The organism is Parolsenella sp. LCP21S3_E11, assembly GCF_052118165.1.
Classification (GTDB): Bacteria; Actinomycetota; Coriobacteriia; order Coriobacteriales; family Atopobiaceae; genus Parolsenella.
The window spans coordinates 59507-78680 of sequence record NZ_JBQKHS010000003.1; the positions used below are offsets into that span (position 1 = coordinate 59507).

A 19174-nucleotide genomic window follows, 5' to 3' on the forward strand; every position below is an offset into this window, starting at 1 on the left:
CCATGGCTGCAAAGGCGAAGGCGAACCGCGAGCAGCTAGAGGCGTTAGAGAGGGAGCTAGCGGCCCACGGCATCAGGCCGCAAGTCCCAGCCCACCCGCTGCAAGAGAGACCGTCAAACGCGCTCAGGGACGCGCTAGCAAACGGTCTGGGCATTGGGAGCACGAAGGAGGCCGCAGGCTTCCTAGCGGGGCGATGCGGCTGCTCAGACAGGGCTACGAGGGAATGGCTCAGGGACAGCCGAAAGATGAACAGGGACCAAGTGGCGCTCGCGCTCGACGCCCTAACGAACGGGATACTCGACGCCCCGTGGGCCGACGGGCCATACGCGGAAGAGATTGCAAACGCCGAGCAGGACGCTAGCCTCAGCGGGCTCTATCCGGTGAGTTTCGAGACACCGGAGGAGCGGGCGGGGCGATATGCGTTCGAGCTCCTATTCATGGGCATGGCCGACGCCGACCGCGCCAAGGTCCTAGAGCTTGAGGCCATGCGCGCCATCACCATGCTGGGGACCGACTCGCTCGAAGCCCTTCTCGACCTACTCAAGTCGCTGGGCGCGGGCACCGCCCCATTCACCAACCTTGGGGTGAGGGACGCCGAGAAGCCCGGCAACGCCAAGTTGGCGGCGGCATGGGCCGATTGCGTTCTCCTACGCGCGGAAGAGCTCAAGGAGTGGGCCGACAGGCAACGGAAGGAGCCCGACGAGCCATTGCCGTTCTGACGGAATGTGTTCAGCACGTGAAGGCGATGCATCGGCGGGGCCGCAGGCAGATGAAGCGGCGGCCCCGTTTTGCCCCAAGTCCTCATAGGCAGGGCGATGGGACGCCCGTCCATGTATTTCGGAAGGCACTACAAATTTCAGGTAGAGAAGTACAACAAACCAGTATGGTTCTCTCATCAATTCATGTATCGGACATTAACCAGCCATCCAAATACAGTGAAGCAAAACCCGACATCTAGCTTCATCACATCGAGAGGCCATCGTCCGAATCCGAATAATGAGCAATCTACCTGCATAGATTAAGTACGTTACGCGTGGTACCTTGGGGCCAACGAGGGGGCAAACGGTCCCCTCGAACCCATCGAAAGGAATCACGTATGAATGACAGCGGAAACGCCCTTATGACCGTCAATAGGGTGGCCGAGGTGCTTGGCGTCAGCAACAAGACCGTCTATCGCATGATTGCCGACGGCCAGCTCAAGGCCGTCCGCATCCGCAACGCGTGGCGCATCAGCGCCGACGAGCTCAAGCGGGTCGTTGCCTATGCGGAGTAGCGGGGGCGCGGCGAACGCCCGCCGCGACAGGAAAGGACCCCTCCCCGCCCACTCGCCAAAGTATCGCGGGAAGGGGCCTGACGAGCGCCCTCAAGGGCACACCCCAAATTCTACCAGCATGGCAATGGCTGGGCCTCACCGGCGGGGATTGGGGGCAGGCGTTGCGTACTTCCTCCTATAGGGACGAGTTCGAGCGAATCAAGGAGGTCGTCAGCCTCAGGGAATACGCCGATGCTCACCTGGAGAGGCGGGGCCGTCAGTACGTGTGCCCCGCGTGCGGAAGCGGGACCCACGCAAACGGAACACCCGCGCTCAGCATCACACCGGACGGCAGCCGCTGGAAGTGCTTCTCATGCGGCATCGGTGGCGACGTGTTCGACCTCGCCGGGGCCGTCAACGGGACGGACGACAAACGCGAGCAGCTAACCGAGGTTGCCAACTGGGCGGGGCTGAGCGCCGAGCCCGAATCCCGGCCCCCCAGGCGAGAGAAGCCCCACCGCGCGACCGTCGCCGAGACCAAGGAGCGCATGGCAAGGATTGCATCCGAAGCCGCTCGCAGGAAGGCCAACAGGGAGGCGCACGCCGAGGCCGTCAGGCGTGCCCGTGAGCGCATCGGCGACCCCGTGGCCGTCTCCTACCTTGCGTCGCGAGGAATCACGCTGGAGCAGGCCCGGGAATGGGGCCTTGGGTACGCGGAGCGCTCGACGCACTACCGAACGCCTCACATCGTCATCCCCTACCCCGGCAACGAGTGGTACCACGCCGACCGCTCAATTCGACCAGACATCACGCCGTGGAAGTACTTCAAGTGGCCCACCGACGAGGTGGGGCCTGAGCCGCTGTGGAACCCCAACGCCCTGGACGGCAGCCTCATCGTCCTGGTGGAAGGTCAGCTAGACGCCTTGGCCGTTCAGTCGTGCGGGTTCGAGGCCGTGGCGTGCGGTGGGCACGGGACAAAGGCCCTACTCGCCGAGATGGAGCGCCGTCGCTGGACGGGTGTGGCGCTCCTCATGTTCGACGCCGACGATAGCGGCATGGACGCGAGCGTGAGGCTTGGGCTGGAGCTCGACCGTACCCCTGGCGTCACGGCGTGGACCTTCTGGCGTTGGCCGGAGGACGGGCGGGGCATGAGATTCAAGGACCCCGCCGAGTGGTTCGCCGCAGACCGTGACAGCATGGCCGAGGCCATCGCCGAGACCGCCGAGGAGGCGGCCACTTATGGACCGCGTTAGGAACCTCCCGCCCGTGAGGTCATGGGCCGACGAGTCGCAGCAGCTTCCGACGCGCCCACGGGTCCTCATCGGGAAGGAAAACAACGGGCTGCTCAGGGCGGGACACAAGATGGTCATCACCGGACCGTCAAAGGCCGGAAAGTCGTGGCTCGCGCTAGAGCTTGCATGCGCCTTGGCGACGGGCGGCGAATGGCTTGGATACGGCTGCAAGCCCGGCAGGGTCATATACGTGAACCTCGAACTGGACCCCTCATCGAGGCCGCATCGGCTCAATACGGTCTGGAGCTCCCTCTACGGGGAGCAGGAAGAGGGAAGGGACAATCTCCTATCCGTGGACCTGAGGGGCGAGCACTGGGCCCTTGGCGAGCTGTGCCCGGCACTCGCTAACCGCATCGCCGAGTTGGCCGGAAATGGCGGAGAGAACCCGCAAGGATATATATCCGCCATCATCATCGACCCGTTTTACAAGGCGTTCGACGGCGACGAGAACTCAGCCGGGGACGTTGAGGACGCCATGAGCGAAATGGACGGACTCGCAGCGGTCACCGGCGCGGCGGTCGTGTTCGTCCATCACCACGCCAAGGGCACGGCGGGCGCGAGGAAGTCCATTGACAGGGGAAGCGGCTCAGGCGTGTTCGCCCGCGACCCCGACGCCATCCTGGACGTGTCGCCTATCAGCATCGACGAGAGCGGCTTGGAGCTCATCGGGGCCAACCACCCGGATCTAACGGACCCGAAGCCGTGGCGCGTCTCCTTGACGCTCAGGGAGTTTCGCGACCTCGGCCCCATCGACGTGCTGTGGGCGTTCCCGGTCCACGTCCTCGCATCCGAGGAGGACGGGCTATCCGGCTGCGACGTAGAGGGGAGCAACCCGCTAGCGGAGAAGTCCCGCGCCTATTCCTCAAAGGGGTGGCATCTCAAGAACGAGGCCATCGGAATCGCCCTCGCAAGGTGCGACACTGAGAAGGTCACAGCGACGGCCAAGAAGGTCTATGACCGCATGGACTGGACCGGCTTGCAAATTGTGGGGTTAGAGACGTTCAAGAGGTGGCTCAAGAACCCAAGGTGCGAGTTCGAGAGCCGTGAGACCATCCCAGGAAGTTGGGTCGTCACACCCAGGGCGGTCAGCGACTAGGGGGGGGTACACGCACCCTTATATAAGGGTGTACACCCTCCCTAGAGGGAGGCGGCTGGATTGCCGCCGCCTCCTCCCCCGTAGGGAAACAAGGTTAGCCCAGAAAGGATGGCGGGCCCGGTCACCCCATAGCCCCATTCGCGGGCGGGGCGCGGGGACCGTTGGCACCATCGCTGTTCTACGGCGTCACTCCGTTTTTGGATGAATCGAACTCGCGACAGGCGCGTCATATCGTCAGTGCAGGCGACCACGGGGGTCTTTTGGGCGGGCGTCACGGGCCACCCCACGGCACCAGGGCCGAAATACCCCCGAATGCATCTCTTTTTCTGCGGCCTCCAACCCTAAAGCCGCGCTTGAGGGTTTCGGGTTGGACGCGTGGGGGGCACCCCCCCGCCCATACCCGGCGGCACGCCCGGCGGCATTGCGCCCATATAGCGCGGACCATTTATTTCCACGGGCGAGTCGAAGGCCCGAAGCCATCAACGGCACCGCCCGCATACCCCCCCCTATCCGCGCGGGGAGAGAAAGAATGACGGCCCGGCGGGCTCTTGGCTCACGAGCGGCCCGAGATTTCGACTCCCCCGCCCATCGACGGGGACGTTTTCGGAAGCCGAAACGTGGATTTTTTCCCCGGATTTTTCCCCTGCTTTTCCCCGACAAGAAAACAGGCCGGAGGTTTTGGCCTCCGACCTGCATCTTTTCTGGTGGCGGGGAAGGGAATCGAACCCCTGACACGGGGATTTTCAGTCCCCTGCTCTACCAACTGAGCTACCCAGCCGAATATGTTGCTCTCCACTCGCGCTTCGAGCTCGTTAACTATATCAAATAGCAAACCTCGGTCAAGCGACTTTTTTGGAAAAGTTTGAAATTGGTCAGACCGCCGGCAAACGCCCTATCTCAGTCGCACGCCTTCGGTCGCCCTTCGACACCGACAAGAGGCTCTTGCCTGATAGTGACGTTGCTTCCGTCAACCTCGACAACGACCGTCGACACCGGGGTCTGAATCCTCACGCAAGGCACCCCGCGGACAAATGCAACGGGCTTCTGAACGGAGTCGGAAATCGACGACACCACAACGTGCGAAGGTGCCGGGAAGGTGGGAGCGACTGATGCCGAAAATGCCGGAGAGGCGGGGTTCTCGGACACCGGAGAGGTGGCACCCGCAGGCGACACGGTGCGAGGCGAAACCGAACGGGCAAAAAGGGTGGCGGGAGTGGCGCCAGACGGCGATTGAGCTCCCAGGGACTCGGAAACCCCAGCTCGAGACTCCCCCTCGACGCTCTCCTCGGCGCCCTCCTCGGCGCCCGGCACGACATCCGGCATCCCCGTGAATTCCTCAAACGCCGCATCGCGTTTGTCAGCGCTTGGCAACGCCCCACCAACGGCGGCCTCACCCTCAGCCCAAAGCCCGTCAAGCGACCCCCAAGGCTCGTCAACGTCCTCCCATGGCTCGTCGGTCGTCATAGGGCCAACCTCGGGAGCCTGCTCCGGGAAGTCATAGAGACACCCGTAGCACCTATTCATGTCCGAGAAGAGCACGGCCCCGCATCGTGGGCACGTCTTCGTGGCACCCGTCTCATCGTTTGCGCCAGAACGCCCGACCGCACTCCCGCGCCCTCTCCCCTCGCTCATCCCCGTCGTCTGCATCCCAGACATCGATTCTCCCTTCAAGTCTCCTCATCAACGATTCGAATCCCCAGCTGCTGTCCCACGCAGGGCCAGGGTCCCGGCATACTCAGCCTCTCGAGCGCATGGCACGCGCCACGGGCTCGCACGAGCCTCCCCGGTCGGAGTCCTCGCCACGAGCCGAGGACCTCGCCGGATTCACCCACCAATGCCACGTCGATCGCATAACGCATCCCAAAGGTATGGACAGACGCGCACGGGGTGAGCAGCACGCACCTAGCACCCGAGTCCAAGCTCGTCCCCAACAGGCCCCGAGCACGTCTCCACCAGCTCCGGAACACCTCCGCCTGAGCGACCACGACCTCGCGCCCGCTCTCCTCGAGAGTCACCTCGACTAACTGGCCCTTCACATCCGCCCTCCTCACGTAATGATCGCCGCACGATATCTGTCAATGACAATCTCCCGTTCGTGCCGGATCGAAGCAGGTGCTTGATATCCCACGCCCGCAATGGAGACGGACGAGGGCCACGGCCGGAACACGAGCGTGCAGGTAAAGCGCGTCGTTCCCGCGGAAAGGTCGAGAAGCGCGCCGGAAGCGCCTTCCATCAGGTCCTCGACGGAGACCTCCACCTCGCAAGCCATGGGACTCATGCCGCGCTCGATGGCGCTCCTCACCTCGTCAACGCCCGCAAGCGAGCTCGTAGCCCCCGAAGGCGACACGCCATGGGCGAGCACCGCATCCGGCGCAACCCTATCGAAGCGAGCGCAGAGTTCGGCATAGCGCATGACGTTCACCACCACAAGTGCACAAGCGACGATGACGGGGATGAGCACGGCCAGCTCGACGGCCATCTGCCCGCTCGACTCGCGAAACACGGCGCTTCCGTGCCGTCCGGTGCCCACGCGCAACGCCGTGATCGCACGCCTACCGAAGCCCGCGCTTCGCGCTTGATTCGCACGCCTACCGAAGCCCACACGCTTACCGGAGGCCGCGCGTCCCTCGGCGCCCCCATATCCCCTCATGACGAACCAGCCCCCAGAAGAGCGCCGACGTCGATTGTGAGCGGCACCGTGATATCCGTCCCAGGTATTGGCAGCTCCGCAATCGCATAGGGACCGCCACCAAGCTCGTTGACGACTACCTGACCGAGCGCTCTCGCAATCGAGGCGGGATCCCCTGCATCCGGCAGACGCTCGATGAGCTCTCGTGCGTTCGCCACCTGCCCGAAGCCCGCTCGGTCAAACACGTTCTGGGAGTTGGTGAGAACCGGCTTCCGAAGTCGCAGGTCAGCTGGCTCAAAGCCCACGGCCCTCACGATTTCCGACAACTTATCGTTCAACCAGGAGGCAACCGGCCCAAGCAGCGTGCCGCTCAAGCCTGAGAGAGCCTCGCTCGCCGCGTCTGACAAGCCATCCGCACTCGAGCCATAGCCTCGCAAGAGCCCCACCCACAACTCGCCAATCCCACCGAGTACGCCAGCGCACCCCCAGCCGATGTCATCGCCCAAAGCCTCGAGGAACCGCGTAAGGACATCATTGCCAGCAGCGTCAAAATCCGGCGCGAGCGTGGCTGCGGATATGGCAGCGCCAGTCGAAACGGCGAGGGGTGCGGCGAAGCCGTTCTCGAGGGAATCCGGCAGGTCTCCCTCGCCCCTTCCTACCACGGCGACGCAACCCCATGCTCCCGGCGGGCAGATCTTGAGACGCGGCGACGCGAGGGTCTCGAGCGCTTCCTCGAAGGCCGACGCACCTTCATCCGCATAGTCCCTCATCTCCGCCTCGGCGGCGGCGAGATCGTCGGCGGCGACCTCGTAATCGAGCGAAGCCGCGACCACACGAGCCCAGTAGTACTCGTAGCCGTTGTCGATACTCGTTGACGCGGCGGCAACCTTACCCATATCCGCCGAGCTCATCTGGCAGGTGGGGCACCGTGCGACGGCACCCGCATCAAGCTGCGACAGAGACGCCTCGCCGGCGGACGCGCCCTGAGCCCCCGGGCACCGAAGAGTTGAGTGGAGCGTGACGCGCCCTCCCTCCTGCGTGCAGGGCCAGCGGGCATCCGTGTAAAGACACGTGCCCTGCATCTCGCCGGTATTCTTGGGGAGGCTCGGGAGATCGATGTCGACTGATCCATCCGGAAGCTCCAGATAGTAGCCTGTCTCCATCTCAGACAGCGCGTACTCATAGAACGCCAGCCTACACTCGGAGTCAGTGAGATATCTGATTCCCTGTCCAGCGGGCGCTTCGATGGCGGCGCGCCTCGCGTAGTAACTGCGCGAGCGCAAGAGCGGAACGCCAAACGTCCAGCTCTCCGGCGAGGGATAGTGCGGGTTCTCCGTCACCAAGAGACCAGCAAGGCTATCCGCCCGCTCGCGCATGTTCATGGGTTCTCCGCCACAATCGGCAAGCCAACCCTCATGCAGGGCCTCATCAAGACGGTCCTGGGCATCCTTGGCTCGGTCTGACGCATCCTGCAGATGATCCGCCACCTCGGCTATCTCGTCTCCCGTGACGTCAGCTTCGAGCGCGGAGAAGTCGCTCTGGGATTCTTGGGGAAAGGGAATCGCGCAGCCGATGTAAGAAGAACCCTCACCCTCGTTCGCCTCCACGACGGCGGCAGAGCGAGCGGCAATTGCCAAGGGCAGCGTCTTCTCGACTGCCTCGAGGCCGCGTGCCGCCGACATGGCGAAGTCCCTGCGCGCATCGAGCATTTTCACGCCCGCCGAAATGGTCTCGGCACCCACCGCGGAGAGACCGGGAACGGCGGAGACCACGAGGCCGGCGCCCAACGTGACCATGCCCGCAAGGCCCAGGGTAAGCACGCACGCATCAAGCGTCGTTGCCACGGTCGAATACGCCGCCACCACGTTCGCACCGGCAAGCGCGACGGAGTCCGCCACAGACTGAACGTCCGCAGAACGGTTTTGCACCCATGCGACCGAGACGAGCGAACATACGAGAGACAGGCTCACGAGAAGGGCAAGAGCCACCGCGACGGAGGTGTAGCCGCCCTCGTCGTCGACAACAGCACCGATGCCCAGCTCGAAGCTCGCAACGCCTCTCTTTGGCTCGCAGCAGGACGCGCGGGAGCCTTCCCTCGCCGGCGCGTCTCCACGCTCGCTCCGCCCGTCAGTCCCACATAGTGACCCACTCACCGTAACCTCCCTCCAACCAGTCCGGGCGAGCCCCTCCCGTCACCTCGACGCGCAGCACCACCTCGTCGCCATCAGGCTCGCCGAGCATCTGGGCCAGCACGCCAAGCAACGGCAGCGGGCGCAAACGGCCCTCAACGCCCACGCGAACCTCACGCGACGTCGAGTCACCCGAGAGCTCGACCTCCCATTCGCCGGTATGGAACGCCGCGACGTCAGGTACCGCGCGAAGGCGTCTTTTGACATACGCCTCGCACGCGGCATCATCGCCAGCACCTCCCACTTCTCTCGTGGCCAGCACACGCACCCCCTCAGCCGCCGCCTGCTGCATGACCGATCGCGTATAGAGCAAGAACGCCGGTTGTAGCAATAGCGCGAGGAGCAGCATGATCACCGGAATGAACGCCGCGGCCTCGACACTTGCCTGCCCTAGCGCCTCAGAACAGAACGATGTCCCGCATGCCCCCGAGCACCCCCTCGCCCGAAAGAGAATGCGACGAAGCAGATTCCCCAAGGCGCGCGAGGCCTCCCGCGCCCACAGCCTTCCAGACGGCGCCAAGAGCGAACAGCATCGCAAGGAAGGCCGAGAGCACGAGCACATACTCGACCGTCGACTGTCCTCGACACTCGTGCACGAGAGACGCCCGCTCAGGGCCGCTCTCGCGTGGCCCCGTCGGTTTCCTAGCCAGACCCCTCGCTCTCGCCCGCAGCCTCCTCCGTCTCTGCCTCCCCCTCCGTCGCCGTTGCCGCATGGGAATCCCTCCATTCCGCGACCTCCATCCGCACCGTCGTCACCCGGCTCCCCTCGCCCGCCTCACAGACGAGGCGCAGCTCAGACCAGCTCGGCCCACGCACCACACAACCCCATGTCCGGCCAAGCAGATCAATCCAACCGGCATGGGCAAGCACCACCTCTCCCTGAGAGCGGTACTCGTCAAGAACCTCCCGCGCCGCCTCAACCACGCCAAGGTCAACCTCGCGCACAGAGGTAGAAGAAGGAGCAGAGAAGGCGAGGTCGCCGAGGCTCTCGACACCAGAGGAGACACCCAAATTGGCGGCGCTCCCATCTGGCGGAGGCGGGGAGGACGCTCCACCCGTCCAAGGCAGTGGCTCGATCGGTGAGGCCAGACCGCCCCCTCCACCAGCACTTTCAGCCGAGCCTGACCCGGTAATGCCTCCTCTCGCACCCAGAGCGAGGTATCCACAGACCAAGACCACCAACAGAGCGCCAAAGATGACGAGCAACACCACCTTCATCCGGCGCCGCGGCGAGCGCCTAAAGCGAGTTGATGCCATCAGTGATCTCGGTCCAGAGCTCTTGGAGCCTGCCCCTGAACGCCACGACGGCAACTATCGCCATCAGGACCAGCACGCCAACGAGAATCGCGTACTCCGTCGTCCCCTGGCCCAACTCCTCCTTAGCGAGCTCGCGCGAACGCACGGGCAGGCACATCCTCGAGAACAAGCCCGTCTTCACGCGACAGACCGCATCTCGAACCCGCCCAGCAACCAGACCAACAGTCATCTCATCCTCCATTCCGAGCGGCATCGCCGCTCAACCTGCCAGGGCCGCCGACAGCAACGGCCCCAATATCGCCAGCAACATCGCCGGAACCACAAGCGTCCCCAGGGGAACGAGCATCTTCACCGGAACCTTTTCGATGCGCTCCTGTACCCGCGACCTCTGCTCCTGCCTGATCGAGGCAGCCTGGCGCTCAAGCGTCTGCGCAAGCGGGGCACCAAACGAAAGTGCCTCCGTCGCGGCCGAGCAGAACCCCTCGAAAGAGGGCGACCCCAAGCGGGCGGAGAGGGAGGAGAGCGCCTCCGAGCGTCCTTCCATGCCCATCTGCCACGAGAGCATCGCCGCCCGGATCTCCCTCGAGAGCTCGCAGTCTCTGCGGTCGCAGAACAGCGCGAGCGATGCGTCGAAGGAAAGGCCCGCGGACAATCCCAGGCCAAGGATGTCGAGAAACTCCGGCATCTGCCTCTCGCAGGCACGCGTCACTCGAGCCGACCCCTCGCGCTCGAGAGCCTTCCGGACCCTGGGCATATGTCTGAGCAGCGCCCTGGCATCAAACTCCGGAGCGCCCTCACCCCTCTCCCCGCCAAGCGCGAGCCATGCCGCCAGACAAGCCGCGGCTCCCACCGCAAGCCCACCGGTCATCACATCACGCTCCTCATGAGCCGCCGGATAACGAGGAGGGCAACGGCGTCGAGAAGCACCGCCGCGCACACGCAACCACAACCAACCGGTGTCGCGAGGCCGAGCCTAAAGTCCGGCGAAATCAGCGCCAGGGCACCAACCATGCAGGCCGGCAACGCGCTCACGACCCTTGCAGAGAGCCTCACCTGAGCAGTCTTGGCGATGAGCTCCCGCTCGAGCTCAAAGCGCTCCTCCACGAGCCGCGCCGAGCGCGCGAAAAGCCCCTGGAGCGGAGCCCCGGTGCGCGAGGAGACCACGAGGGCGCAGACCATGAGAGACACGCCCGGCGCCTGGGTGCGCTGGGCGATCTCCTCGACCGCCTCCGCTGCACCCACCCCACACGAAACCGCAAGCGAGGCTCGGGAGAATTCCCGATATAGCGGGCCGTCACCTCGTGACCCCACGTAGGCGATGGCCTGCGATAGGGTTCTTCCCGCCGCCATCGCACCAGCGAGGGAGCGAAACGTCTCCGGTACCTGGCGGGCAAGCTCGCGCTCGCGCAGGCCCGTTCGCGAGCGCGCCCAAGCGGGCACGCCCGCAAGTGCGCAGCCAAGCCCCACGACAAGGCCAACGACAGAGCGAGCGCAAACAAGCCCGGCAAGGGCGGACGAAGCAACGATACAGACGAGGAGCGCGAGGCCCGCCTCGCGTCCGCGCACGATTCCCGCGAGCGCATCCTCAAGCGCGAGTTCGTCCGCCGCGATACGCCAGCTCTCGATCCGAGAGAGGAGCGTCACCGGGCGCGTGGCGCCCAGCGAGTCAAGCGCGGACGCCACGACAGCCCGCACATAGTCCTCTTCCCCGCCCGGACGCCGGGCAACGCCCCTTGCACCGCATAGCAACCACGCAGCCAGGGCTGCGAGCATGCCGCACCCTACGGCACTTGCCCACGCCATTCGACCACCTCTCCCTCATCCAACAAGCCCTCGCGCACGGCTCTCTCAACAAAGCGAGGCACCTCGACGAGCCGCCACGAACGCGTCGCCGAATCGAAGGACACAAGCTCGCGGAGGGCCACCCCTCCCGCCTCGTCGCGCCCGACCTCACATGTCGAGGACACCACGCGCGAGCCGTCCGGCATGCGCCTCGACATCACAATCAGGTCGAGCGCCGTGGCAACCTGCTCCTCGATCAGCGCCGCCGGGAGGTCCATTCCAAAGCGCGCCATAAGGACGAGCCTGCTCACCGCCTCCCGCGCCGTGCCGGCGTGTAGCGTGGTAAGGCTTCCGTCATGGCCCGTGTTCATGGCCTGGAGCATGTCGATGCACTCCTCGCCGCGCACCTCTCCCACGACGATGCGATCCGGTCTCATTCGCAGGGCATTCGTGACGAGTGTTCGGATGCTCACGGCACCCGTCCCCTCGATAGAGGCATCCCTCGCCTCGAGCCTCACCACGTGAAGGCCCTCCTCGAAGTGGAGCTCGGCGGAGTCCTCAATCGTCACGATGCGCTCGCGTGGATCGATCTCGGCAGACAGGGCATTCAGGAGCGTCGTTTTCCCCGAGCCCGTGCCTCCCGCCACGGCGATATCGCACCTGAGGCGCACGGCCCACCCGAGAAGACGTGCGTACCAGGCGGGAAGAGACCCAAGCCCCACAAGACTCGGCAGGGAGCGAATCGCACCCGAGAACTTGCGAATCGTGAGCGCGGGGCCCTCCATCGCCACGGGCGAGATCACGGCGTTTACGCGAAAGCCATTCGAGAGGCGCGCGTTCACGATGGGGTTCGCATCATCGAGGCGCCTGCCAAGCGGCGCCAGGATGCGATCGATAGCAAGCATGATCTGCTCGGGCGAATCGAAGACTCGCTCAGCCTGCTCGAGCTTGCCATCGCGCTCGAAGTAGAGCGAGCGGCATCCGTTCACCATGACCTCCGTGATCGAGTCGTCATCAAGCAGAGGCTGAAGCGGTCCGAGGCCAAGGACCTCGTCAATCACTTCGCGGACGAGTGCCTCGACATCAAACGCCTCCGCACCGGCAACCTCGCCAGCATTGATCGCCGCCACGCATGCCACGGAGAGCTCGTCGCGCGCTCGCACCACGTCACCCGAGGAGACAAGCGAGGCCATCTCCCGCAAACCGAGTCTGTCCACGAGGGCACGTTTGAGCGCAGCACGAACCTCGACCGGGGTCGCCACGGCAGCCGAGACCTCGCCCCCGACAGGCGAAGCGACGGCTCCGGCATCCGTCGCGGACTCGCGAACACGCTCGAGGACGCCCATCCCTAGCTCGCCTCCCGCACGCGGCCGAAGAGCCTACGCTGGCGCTTCCCACCCGCAAGGGCGCGCGCCGGCTCGTCGCCCTCAGGAAGACGCCCAAGCTCCTTCAAGAGCGCCGCAAGGCCATGGGCCACGGCACGAGGCATCGCGCCATCGAGCGTCGCCAGCTCGGATGACCCACCAGTTGCGAGCAGCTCAACGACCTCGAGACCGCCATCTGGCACGCGCACCTCGCGGGCGCATTCAAGCCCGACGGCCGCACGCGCAACGAACGACTCGTCTCGCATTTTTGGGTCGCAGCCATTCATCAGACGCACAATCCTCGTACGCGCGATACCGAGACGAACGGCAAGCCCGCCGCAGCGAGCGAGCGCCGCGATCGCGCCCGGCCGATCATCAGAGACGATCACGAGCCTGTCAGCCGCCTGCGCGGCAGACGCCGTCGCATCTCCCCAGCTTGCCGAAGTGTCAACGAGCACGAGGTCATGACTCTGGGTTAGCCTCGCGATGATATCCCCAGCAAGCGGCTGCACGCACTCCGCATACTCCGGCTCGCGGCAGGGACCCCAAACACGTACGCGGTCGCCCGCCACGGCTCCGAGAGACTCGAACGCCTCATCATCAAGCGCACCCGTCGCCACCTGCGCCAAGTCAGCGGGCCTCTCGGCACCGGCAAGCGCGGAGAGGTTGCCAAAGGCGAGGTCGAGGTCGAGGCAGGCCACATCGAGCCCCCATGACGCCGCCACGTGGGCACAGGTCGCGACGATGGTCGACTTGCCCACGCCTCCCCTACCCGAGACGAACGTGACCACGGGCACGCCCTGCCGCCGCTCGCTTGCCGTCGCCCGACCCGCAGCCATAGCGCCCGCGATCCCCATCGTCTTGCGTTCCACAGCCTCCCGCGAACGGGCGGCGGCAAGCTCTTCCTCAGTTATGACGCGATCTATGCCGGCACTCTTGGCGCGGGAGCGCAGCGAGCCAGACGCGTGCGGCACGGCAAGCACCACCTGTGAGGCGCCCCCGTCCGCCGCGACGGCCGCCGCGACATTTACCGTCGCAGGTCCGCGCGCACCCTCGGCTACGAGGGCCGTGGCACCCCTCAAGTCACCGCGAAGCCGCTCCCTAAAGCCCGCGGCGTCACCAACGCACGCGATGATGGCATCGACGTCACAAGCGCGCACATACGCCTCGAGAGCGGCAGCCTCTCGCTTGCCAGAACAAATAGCCCAGTTCGCCATCACGCCTCATCCCCCATCACGGGAGGGACGGAGGTCGGGGCAACGGGAGTCACGCCATCCTCCTCAAACTCCACGTCGTCGGCAGGAAGCGCCAGGCGCAGGCTGCCATCGGCGCCGGCGGAGAGAATCGTCGTGACATGCTCGGGATCGACCGCAAGGGTTACTAGCCCGTCCGTCCCTCCAAAGGCGGATGCACCGGATGCCCCGAGCACGATCACATCCGCCGAAACAAGCTTTACGCCCGAGGCCGAAGACACGTAGGCGAGCACGCGCGACCCCGCCGGCGTATCTGCCGCGACGCCAGACTTATCGCCAATCTTCACACTGACGGCAACTCGCCCCTCTGGCACCTCGATGGCGCCCTCCGCGGAGGCGACGTCCAGCTCCGTCAAGGGCTCGCCGGCACTCACCGACGCGGCGAGGCGGACTCCTACCACGTCATCAAAGCTCGTCACCGCCTTTGCGGGCGCGAGGTCTGCGAGCCACTCGCGCATCTCGAGGTCTGACTCGGCAAGCACGCTTCCCGCTGGCAACTCCCTGCGAGCGACCACGAGCTGGGTGACCTCGCCGCCATAGCGCTCGAGCACCTCCGCGCGCTCGGACCTCACCTCCGCACGCGCAGCATCAGCCGCGGCTGCCGCAAGCAGCATCGCGAGCACGCCGCACGCCGCGGACGTCGCAAGCCTGACCCTTCGCTTCATGGTTCCTCCCGCCACTCGTTGAACGTGGCGGAATCATCGCCTGAAAGCGGTCCCGAAAATGGCTCGCTCGCGAGAAAGTCCCGCGCGCTCAAACCCAAATCAGACACGTTCCCAACACGTTTTGCGCAAATCGTGCCAAAGTGCGTCAAACAGACTGTTGATAACTATGGTTTTCGCAGGTAGAACGCCCGTTAAAGCAAGCCGGCGAGCGCCCCAGAAAGGCACTCGCCGGCTCAAAATTCTTTATTGTCTTGATTCCGCCGCGCGCTCGCCCGGACCGCTCCACCCACTCGTACGGGCCACGGCAACCGCTCGCCCGGACCGCGCCGCCCGCTCGCCCGGACCACGCCAGGCGACCAGCGTCTACAGCGTCACGTCCGGATCGAGCGTGTCCGCGCTCCTGCGCATCTCCGCGGCAAGCGCGAGATACGCTTCAAGCCGTATCCCATCAAGCTCGCCCGCCGCCTCGGCCTCCCTCACGGCGCAGCCCGGTTCTTCGCCGTGCGTGCAGTCGCGGAACCTGCACTCACCCGCAAGCTCGGCGATCTCGGGGAACGCAAGCGCAAGGCCGCGCTCGTGACCCACAAGCGGCAGGCTCCTGAGGCCCGGCGCGTCGCAGATGACGCCCGCACCCGGAAGCTTCACCATCATGCGTGCGACCGTCGTGTGGCGGCCCATATCGTCGCGCTCGCGAACGGCAGCCGTGGCAAGAGCGTCCTGCCCGAGCAAGGCATTCAGCAGCGTCGACTTGCCCGCACCGCTCTCCCCCAGGATAAGGGCGATCGTCCGCTCCGGCACGAGCGCGCGCACGTCATCCAGGCCCTCGCCCTCGGCGGAGGAGGTCACCACGACGTCAACCCCTTCGCCGGCGAGCCTACGCACGCGCTCGACATCGCACTCGAGCTCCTCCGCCGTTCCCTTGCGATCCGCCTTGGTGAGCACCACGGACGCGCGGCAGCCGCAGTCACGAACGAGCACGAGCGAACGCGCGATGCGCGCAAGCGCAAGCTCCCCCTCGCCCAGAGCCGCCACGATGATGACCTCGTCGAGATTAGCCGCAAGCGTCTGGAACTCCCCGCGCTTGCCTCCGCGCCACCGCGCGAACGCGCACCTGCGGGGAAGAACCTCGTGGATGACGCCCATGTCATGCGTGGGGTCAACGGCGACCGCCACCCAATCACCGACGGTCGGCATGATGCCCGCCTCGGCGGCGGCACCCTTCGCGAAGTCCACGGCGTGCTCCGCGCGAAGCGTCACGCCCTCGCACGCCACGAGCGGGAAGCTCCTGTCGAGGCGCACCACGCAGCCCAGCGTGAGGGTTGCGGCGGCACCGTCTCCCAGGCGTGAGGCCACGCGCTCCCGCGCGCCCTCAAACGCAGCAAGCTGCTCGTCGCTCGGTCGCACGTCACCAAAACCGGGCACGTTCGCGAGCTCATCCACGGCGGGCAGCCCCGCCAGGATCTCGTCGCGAGACGCGCGCGAGGCGCCGCCCCCGTGGGAGCGACGCCTCGGCTGCTTGGTTGACCTGCTCTTTGCCGGTCTCTTTCCCATGCGTTAGTCTTCCTTCTCCACAGAACGCATGATGGCCTTGTAGATCTCGACGAACGGGATGATCAGGAAGGCGATGCCCAGCGCGGTGAGGGAGCCCTTGAGCTCGAGGCCCGGCACACCAAAGAACATCATCGAGAGCGGCTCGAACTCGACCACGATGAGGGTCAGCACGAGCGCGAGGGCAGAGGCGGCCCAGAGCCAGCCGTTCTGCTTCTTCATCGTGAAGATCGACTGACGACGGCTGCGCATGTTGAAGCAGTGGAAGATCTCGACCATGTTGAGCGTGATGAATGCCATCATGACGCCCTCTTCATCCGCGGTGCCGGCAATCATATCCGCGACGTTGATGTAGCCCATGTCAAAGTACACGCCCGCGAAGAAGCTCGCGAGGACGAGCACCGTGATGATGATGCCCTGGACCACGCAGTCGAGACCCATGTGACCGGCGAAGACGCCGTCAGAGGCCTTGCGCGGCTTGCGACGCATGATGTCGCCCTCGGCGTCCTCCATGCCCAGCGCCAGAGCCGGGAAGCAGTCCGTCACGAGGTTGACCCACAGCAGCTGGACCGGCTGGAACAGCGTGAAGCCAACGAGCGTGGCGACGAAGACCGAGAAGACCTCGGCGAGGTTCGCGGAGAGCAGGAACTGGATGACCTTGCGGATGTTGTCGTAGATGCGACGGCCCTCTTCGCACGCGGAGATGATCGTGGCGAAATTGTCATCCGCAAGCACCATGTCGGCGACGTTCTTGGTAACGTCGGTACCGGTGATGCCCATGCCCACGCCGATGTTGGCACGCTTGATGGAAGGGGCGTCGTTCACGCCGTCGCCGGTCATGGCGACGATCATGTCGCGGCTCTTCCATGCCTCGACGATGCGCGTCTTGTGTTCGGGCTGGACGCGGGCGTAGACACCGTAGTCCTCGATGTGGGCGTCAAGCTCCTCGTCCGTCATGCGGTCAAGCTCGGCGCCAGTGATCGCCTGCGAACGGTCCTCGATGATGCCGAGGTTCTTGGCGATGGCCACGGCGGTGTCGATGTGGTCGCCCGTGATCATGACGGTGCGGATACCGGCGGTGTGGGCCTCGTCGATGGCAGCGGCCACCTCGGGACGCTCGGGGTCGATCATGCCGGAGAGGCCGCAGAACGTAAGGTCCTGCTCAAGGGCGTCAGCGGAGAAGTCCGTGGGCTTGGTCTCGTAGTGGCGGCAGGCAAGCGCGAGCACGCGCAGGGCCTGGTCTGCCATGGCCTTGTTGGCCGAGAGGAGCTCAGCGCGCTTCTCGTCAGTGAGGGGCACGATCTTGTCGCCATCGAAGATCGAGGTGCAGCGGCCAATCACGACGTCCGGGCCACCCTTGGTGTACTGCTCGAACTCATTGTCGAGAGTCTCCACCACGACGGACATCATCTTGCGGCCGGAGTCGAACGGAGCCTCGCCCACGCGCGGGTGCTCCTCGACAAGGCCCGTGAGGCCCGCCTTGCCCGCGTCGTTCACGAGGGCGCACTCGGTGGGCTCGCCCACGGCCTCGCCGGCCTCGGCATCCCACTTGGCATCAGAGCAAAGGGCCATGCCGGAGAGGAGCCTCTCCTCGGGGGCGGCGAGCAGGTGGTCAACGACGGTCATCTTGTTCTGTGTGAGGGTGCCCGTCTTATCCGAGCAGATGACCTGGGTGCAGCCGAGGGTCTCGACCGCGGAAAGGTTGCGGATGATCGCTTGACGACGGGCCATCTTGGTGACGCCGAGCGACAGGACGATGGTCACGACGGCAACGAGGCCCTCGGGAATGGCGGCGACGGCGAGCGACACGGCCACCATGAAGGTGTTCAGCAGAAGCGTGGGCTCCTCGGCCATGTTGCCGAAACCGTGACGGAGGACGTCGACCGCAAAGATGACGACGCAGATCACGATGACGAGCTTGGTGAGGATGTGAGACAGCTCGTCGAGCTTGACCTGGAGCGGGGTGAGCTCCTCCTTGGCGTCCGAAAGGGCGCCTGCGATCTTGCCCATCTCAGTGTCCATGCCCGTGGCAACGACGACGGCGCGGCCGCGGCCGTAGACCACGGTGGAGCCCATGTAGCACATGTTCTTGCGGTCACCCAGGGGCACGTCATCGGCATCGGCGGCGAGCTCGATGGCCTCGGCGTGCTTCTCGACCGGGACGGACTCGCCGGTAAGCGCCGCCTCCTCGATCTTCATGGAGGCGCTCTCGATCACGCGGCAGTCCGCCGGGACGGAGTCACCGGCCTCGAGCAGGATGACGTCGCCGGGCACGAGCTCGGAGGAGTGCAGCATGACGAGCTTGCCGTCGCGCATGACCTTGGACTGCGCGGCGCTCATCTCCTGCAGAGCCGCGAGGGCCTCCTCGCTCTTGGCCTCCTGGATGACGCCGAGGGCGGAGTTGATGATGACGACCGTCATGATGATGATGACGTCCGCGAAGTCGACCTCGCCCTGAATGGCGCCCGTCACCGCGCTGATGGCCGCCGCGGCGATGAGCATGATGACCATCGGATCGGCCATCTGCTGGAAGAAGCGGATCCACAGCGGGGTCTTCTCCTCTTCCTTCAGCTTGTTGGGGCCGAACTTAGCGGCACGAGACGCGGCCTCCGCGCTGGTGAGACCAGCGGTGGCGTCAGTCTCCTGAGCGCTCAGGACCTCGGCGGATGTAGATAGGTATTCTCTCAAGATTGCCCTCCTGGTTTTCAGGCGCGAGCCAGATTGATGCCCGATCATAATTCCCAGGAAGGGCAAGGGCTCATCAAGGTTGCCGTGGCTCGCGCGTTGTCAAATCCTTTCAATGATACCCAACTCGACGGGCTCTCACCAATCAGGCGCGCCATGCTC

General features: G+C 65.3%; 17 protein-coding genes, 1 tRNA gene and 1 pseudogene. 4 read left to right on the forward strand and 15 right to left on the reverse strand.

All coding sequences use genetic code 11. The features are described 5' to 3' along the window. Positions 1-2 precede the first annotated feature (2 nt). The 4 genes from ACTQ1Z_RS04540 (at position 3) to ACTQ1Z_RS04555 (ending at position 3640) form a co-directional block, all read left to right on the forward strand. The gene (locus ACTQ1Z_RS04540) at positions 3-719 is read left to right on the forward strand and encodes a hypothetical protein (protein ID WP_441859084.1); all 717 of its coding nucleotides are present in this window, start codon (positions 3-5) and stop codon (positions 717-719) included. A 377-nt stretch (positions 720-1096) separates the two neighbouring features. Next, positions 1097-1273 (forward strand): helix-turn-helix domain-containing protein, encoded by a 177-nt coding sequence (locus tag ACTQ1Z_RS04545; RefSeq protein WP_441859086.1) that lies wholly within the window; start codon positions 1097-1099, stop codon positions 1271-1273. A 161-nt stretch (positions 1274-1434) separates the two neighbouring features. After that, complete coding sequence (locus tag ACTQ1Z_RS04550) at positions 1435-2505, forward strand: CHC2 zinc finger domain-containing protein (protein ID WP_441859088.1); 1071 nt, start codon at positions 1435-1437, stop codon at positions 2503-2505. Beyond that, the gene (locus tag ACTQ1Z_RS04555; RefSeq protein WP_441859090.1) at positions 2492-3640 is read left to right on the forward strand and encodes an AAA family ATPase; all 1149 of its coding nucleotides are present in this window, start codon (positions 2492-2494) and stop codon (positions 3638-3640) included. Before ACTQ1Z_RS04550 ends, ACTQ1Z_RS04555 begins: the two co-directional genes overlap by 14 nt. A 702-nt stretch (positions 3641-4342) precedes the next feature. On the opposite strand, the gene ACTQ1Z_RS04560 is transcribed toward ACTQ1Z_RS04555, so the two are convergent. From ACTQ1Z_RS04560 to ACTQ1Z_RS04630, 15 genes and pseudogenes are all read right to left on the reverse strand, one after another. Further along, positions 4343-4418: transfer RNA gene (locus tag ACTQ1Z_RS04560), tRNA-Phe, on the reverse strand. Between the two features lie 119 nt (positions 4419-4537). Beyond that, positions 4538-5296, reverse strand: coding sequence for a hypothetical protein (locus ACTQ1Z_RS04565; RefSeq protein WP_441859092.1), 759 nt, complete (start codon positions 5294-5296; stop codon positions 4538-4540). 391 nt (positions 5297-5687) lie between these two features. After that, the gene (locus tag ACTQ1Z_RS04570) at positions 5688-6290 is read right to left on the reverse strand and encodes a hypothetical protein (RefSeq protein WP_320678610.1); all 603 of its coding nucleotides are present in this window, start codon (positions 6288-6290) and stop codon (positions 5688-5690) included. Beyond that, positions 6287-8422, reverse strand: a complete 2136-nt coding sequence (locus ACTQ1Z_RS04575) for a hypothetical protein (protein WP_441859094.1) — start codon at positions 8420-8422, stop codon at positions 6287-6289. Before ACTQ1Z_RS04575 ends, ACTQ1Z_RS04570 begins: the two co-directional genes overlap by 4 nt. Further along, positions 8397-8720, reverse strand: coding sequence for a hypothetical protein (locus tag ACTQ1Z_RS04580; RefSeq protein WP_320678615.1), 324 nt, complete (start codon positions 8718-8720; stop codon positions 8397-8399). The genes ACTQ1Z_RS04575 and ACTQ1Z_RS04580 overlap by 26 nt, the downstream gene beginning before the upstream one ends. A gap of 12 nt (positions 8721-8732) precedes the next feature. Further along, positions 8733-9185 (reverse strand): annotated as a pseudogene (locus tag ACTQ1Z_RS04585) (TadE/TadG family type IV pilus assembly protein); the annotation flags it as partial. Beyond that, complete coding sequence (locus ACTQ1Z_RS04590) at positions 9101-9469, reverse strand: hypothetical protein (RefSeq protein ID WP_320678606.1); 369 nt, start codon at positions 9467-9469, stop codon at positions 9101-9103. The gene ACTQ1Z_RS04590 and the pseudogene ACTQ1Z_RS04585, both read right to left, overlap by 85 nt. A gap of 226 nt (positions 9470-9695) precedes the next feature. After that, on the reverse strand, positions 9696-9872 hold the full coding sequence (locus ACTQ1Z_RS04595; protein ID WP_441859229.1) for a Flp family type IVb pilin: 177 nt from the start codon (positions 9870-9872) through the stop codon (positions 9696-9698). Positions 9873-9974: 102 nt separating this feature from the next. Next, positions 9975-10583 carry a type II secretion system F family protein gene (locus ACTQ1Z_RS04600; RefSeq protein ID WP_320678605.1) on the reverse strand — a complete coding sequence of 203 codons (609 nt, stop codon included), beginning with the start codon at positions 10581-10583 and terminating at the stop codon, positions 9975-9977. Then, positions 10583-11488: a type II secretion system F family protein gene (locus tag ACTQ1Z_RS04605; RefSeq protein WP_441859097.1), complete on the reverse strand. Its 906-nt coding sequence runs from the start codon at positions 11486-11488 to the stop codon at positions 10583-10585. The genes ACTQ1Z_RS04600 and ACTQ1Z_RS04605 overlap by 1 nt, the downstream gene beginning before the upstream one ends. An 8-nt stretch (positions 11489-11496) precedes the next feature. Next, positions 11497-12843, reverse strand: coding sequence for a CpaF family protein (locus tag ACTQ1Z_RS04610; RefSeq protein ID WP_441859099.1), 1347 nt, complete (start codon positions 12841-12843; stop codon positions 11497-11499). Positions 12844-12845: 2 nt separating this feature from the next. Continuing rightward, on the reverse strand, positions 12846-14078 hold the full coding sequence (locus ACTQ1Z_RS04615) for a P-loop NTPase (RefSeq protein WP_441859101.1): 1233 nt from the start codon (positions 14076-14078) through the stop codon (positions 12846-12848). After that, on the reverse strand, positions 14078-14779 hold the full coding sequence (locus ACTQ1Z_RS04620; RefSeq protein WP_320680143.1) for an SAF domain-containing protein: 702 nt from the start codon (positions 14777-14779) through the stop codon (positions 14078-14080). The genes ACTQ1Z_RS04615 and ACTQ1Z_RS04620 overlap by 1 nt, the downstream gene beginning before the upstream one ends. Positions 14780-15142: 363 nt before the next feature. Next, positions 15143-16330: a ribosome small subunit-dependent GTPase A gene (gene rsgA, locus ACTQ1Z_RS04625; RefSeq protein ID WP_441859103.1), complete on the reverse strand. Its 1188-nt coding sequence runs from the start codon at positions 16328-16330 to the stop codon at positions 15143-15145. Positions 16331-16333: 3 nt separating this feature from the next. Continuing rightward, positions 16334-19015, reverse strand: coding sequence for a cation-translocating P-type ATPase (locus ACTQ1Z_RS04630; protein WP_441859105.1), 2682 nt, complete (start codon positions 19013-19015; stop codon positions 16334-16336). Between the last annotated feature and the right edge of the window lie 159 nt (positions 19016-19174).